This is a genomic window from Clostridium sp. CTA-1 (assembly GCF_054768215.1).
On the sequence record NZ_BAAAAP010000048.1, the window covers coordinates 1 to 2,847 of the forward strand.

A 2,847-nucleotide genomic window follows, 5' to 3' on the forward strand; every position below is an offset into this window, starting at 1 on the left:
GCTTCTGTAACAGAAAAAATGGTTCCTATAATGGCTTTATTTTATATAATAGGAAGTATTATAATATTAGCTAAGAATTATACAAATATATTACCTGCTTTTAAATTAATATTTGTTTCTGCTTTTAATCCTAAGGCCGCTATAGGTGGAGTTGCAGGTGTTACTGTAAAACAAGCTATACGATATGGAGTGGCAAGAGGATTATTCTCTAATGAAGCTGGAATGGGATCAACACCACATGCCCATGCGGTAGCTAAGGTAAAACATCCAGTAGAACAAGGATTAGTAGCTATAGTTGGAGTATTTATAGATACATTTATAGTTCTTACATTTACAGCATTTGTAATACTTACAACAGGGGTATTAGATGGAAAAACAACAGGCATAGAATTGACACAAAATGCATTTACTAAGGGATTAGGTAATTTTGGTGCATACTTTATAGCCATCGCATTATTTTTCTTTGCTTTTTCAACAATAATTGGATGGTATTTTTTTGGAGAAGCTAATGTAAAATATCTTTTTAAAGGCAAGGGCTTAAATATATATAGATTATTAGTAGCAATTTTTATAGTGGTAGGAACAACTTTAAAAGTAGATCTAGTTTGGGAACTTGCAGATACTTTTAATGGACTTATGGTAATTCCTAATGTAATAGCATTAATAGCTTTGGCTAAGATAGTAAGAGAGTCATTAAAAGATTATAATGAAAATTTTAAAGTCAAAGATATGTAATATTGTGATGGGATTTTTAAAACATAAATAATACAATAATAAAGAGGATACAATAGAATAAAAGGAAGCCTAATTCAGATGGAGTTTTACTCTATCTGAATTTTAGGTTTATGAGACCATAAAATTTAGAATTGTTATAGATGTCATAATAGCTCTAAACTAGGGAAGCTAAAGAAATCTAATATTTGATTTTATAAAAATAGGTGAGAAATGTTATAAATAAAATAAAAATATACGAACGATATAAACAAAAACAAGGTTTAACATTCAAACTGATAGGAACGTTAAGATAAATAATACGTCAAAAGTGTTGACTAATTTATGAACATAGGGTATTATGTACTTGTAAGTTAAGTGAATAGTTCTATCCATATAATCTTAACAATACGGGTTGAGAGTTTCTACCAGAGGCCGTAAATCTCTGACTATGGGTAAGTCCAGTTTATTTATTGGTATATTAAAGTTTTTGTTTTGGATTTACTCATATTTATAATCCGTAAACAAAAACTTTTTTATTTAGGAGGAGTATTACAATGTATATGGAGAAGGAAAAAAATTATAAGGAACCTAATAATAAAGGTTTTTTGGACTCATTTTTTAAATTATCAGAGCGTGGTAGTAATGTAAAGACCGAGGTTATAGCAGGTATTACCACATTTATTACTATGGCATATATAATATTTGTTAATCCAAGTATATTAATGCAAGCAGGGATGAACTCAAAAGGTCTTGTAGGTGAAGCAGCTGTAAAGGCAGGGTTATCTGCTATAAATGATCCAGTAGTTGGAGCAGTTTTTGCAGCCACTTGCATTTCCGCAGGTATAGGTACTTTAATAATGGCTCTTTATGCTAATGTACCTTTTGCACAAGCTCCAGGTATGGGGTTAAATGCCTTTTTTACTTTTAGTGTATGTTTAACATTAGGATACACTTGGCAACAAGCTTTGGCAGCGGTATTTATATCAGGATTACTTTTTATACTTATAACACTCACATCTATAAGAGAAAAAATAGTAGATGCCTTGCCACAAAATTTGAAATTAGCCATATCTGGTGGTATAGGCTTATTTATAGCTTTAGTAGGATTTAAGTCTGGAGGAATAATAGTTGCAAATCCAGCAACACTTATAAGCTTTGGAGACTTTACAAATCCAAGAACTATATTAACTGTAATAGGTATTTGTATAACAGCTATTTTGATGGCTAAAAATACTAAAGGTTCTATATTAATAGGTATAATTGTTACTACACTAATAGGAATACCTTTTGGAGTAACAAAGGTGGCAGGGGTAAGTGTTATATCAGCACCACCATCTTTAGCACCAACTTTCTTAAAACTAGATTTACCAGGACTTCTAGGTTTTGGAGGGGCAGGAATAATTGGGGCCTTAATGAGTGTATTAACAGTGGTTATATCTTTTAGTTTAGTAGATATGTTTGATACTATAGGAACCTTAGTTGGAACAGCTGAAAAAGCAGGGATGCTTGATGAAAATGGAAAAATGGAAGATTTAAATAAAGCACTTTTAGCAGATGCAGTAGCTACTACAGCAGGAGCTTTAATTGGAACAAGTACTGTTACTACTTATGTGGAATCTACAGCAGGAATATCAGAAGGTGGAAGAACGGGCTTAACATCTTTTGTTACAGCTATTATGTTTTTATTAGCAATGTTTTTTAGTGGACTTGTAGGAATAGTTCCAGCAGAAGCTACAGCACCAGCACTTATAATAGTAGGTGTATTAATGATGGGAGCTATAACAAAAATAGATTTCAATGATTTCACAGAAGCCCTACCAGCTTTCTTTACTATATCAATAATGCCATTTAGTTATAGCATTGCGAATGGTATAGCAGCAGGAATAATATTTTATCCAATAGTTAAGGTAGTTACAGGTAAGAGAAAAGAAGTTCACCCAATAGTTTATATATTGGCCATATTATTCATAATCAGATTTACGATTCTTCCTAAATAAATATATATAAATAAAGCCTAAAGAACTATTAATAGTTCTTTAGGCTTTATTTGAATTAAAGGAAGTTATATGTAATATTATTAAAGCAATATGGGGGACTTATATAATGGGGGTTAATACATTATATATATTTACC

Annotated in this window: 2 protein-coding genes and 1 riboswitch; both genes read left to right on the forward strand. The window is 31.1% G+C overall.

From position 1 onward, the window contains the following. Positions 1 to 735, forward strand: a 735-nt coding sequence (locus ACYUEW_RS18800; protein WP_460277685.1) for an alanine/glycine:cation symporter family protein, incomplete at its 5' end; no start/stop codon positions are given. A gap of 348 nt (positions 736 to 1,083) precedes the next feature. After that, a riboswitch (purine riboswitch) is annotated at positions 1,084 to 1,183 on the forward strand. A gap of 85 nt (positions 1,184 to 1,268) precedes the next feature. Continuing rightward, entirely contained in the window at positions 1,269 to 2,711 is a 1,443-nt protein-coding gene (locus ACYUEW_RS18805; protein ID WP_003484061.1) for an NCS2 family permease, read from the forward strand. Positions 2,712 to 2,847: the final 136 nt, after the last annotated feature.

Bases quoted from the DNA above. Each gene is read 5' to 3' on its own strand.
- ACYUEW_RS18805 (WP_003484061.1), top strand. From the start codon at position 1,269: ATGTATATGGAGAAGGAAAAAAATTATAAGGAACCTAATAATAAAGGT.